We start from the raw sequence: 617 nt of genomic DNA, 5'->3' as shown, positions 1-617 counted from the left end.
CACGCCGATCAGCTCTGCCGCGCCTTGCGCGCGGGCAGGGTCGTCGTCCCTTGCCGGGTCGCTGACGTGCTCGCGGATATGGTCCTCGATCATTTCGGCCGTCAGGCCCGTGACCGCGCCCCGCACCGAGGCGACGAGGTTCAGGACTTCGCCGCAGGGTGCCTCCGCCTCGAGCATCCGCTCGACCGCCTCCAGCTGCCCCTTGAGGCGACGGACGCGGGCGAGGAGCTTGGCCTTGTCTCTGGTGGTATGGCTCATGGAATAGGGGGGTACCCTATATTTGCCCCTCAGGCAACGCCGGCGTGGCCGGGCGGACGGCACGGGTGCCCGGCTCACCGAGCGGGAGCCGGGGCCCACCGGCTTGCCGATCCGCCGCATCGCCCCAGTTGACTCCGTACCATGGTACGGAAGCTATACCCGTGCCGACTCGGACGCCAACCCCCGGAAGGAGACGCGACATGTCGGCCGACACACTTGAACGAGCCCCCGCAAGGACGGCTTCGCTCTACCGCATGGTGACGCCGGAGCACACCTGCCCCTACGGGCTCAAGTCCCTCGACCTGCTGAAGCGGTCGGGCTATGCGGTCGAGGATCACCCCCTGCGCAGCCGGGCCGAG

General features: G+C 69.4%; 1 protein-coding gene. It reads right to left on the bottom strand.

Annotation, left to right across the window (positions count from 1 at the left end; all coding sequences use genetic code 11):
• A partial coding sequence (locus tag ACTVZP_RS22320) for a metal/formaldehyde-sensitive transcriptional repressor (protein WP_443214317.1) occupies positions 1-258 on the bottom strand: 258 nt, incomplete at its 3' end.
• Between the last annotated feature and the right edge of the window lie 359 nt (positions 259-617).

The organism is Rhodobacter sp. NSM (genome assembly GCF_052244495.1).
Classification (GTDB): Bacteria; Pseudomonadota; Alphaproteobacteria; order Rhodobacterales; family Rhodobacteraceae; genus Cereibacter_A.
The sequence above is the reverse complement of the archived record's forward strand: the minus strand, read 5'-3'. Positions and strand labels throughout refer to the sequence as shown.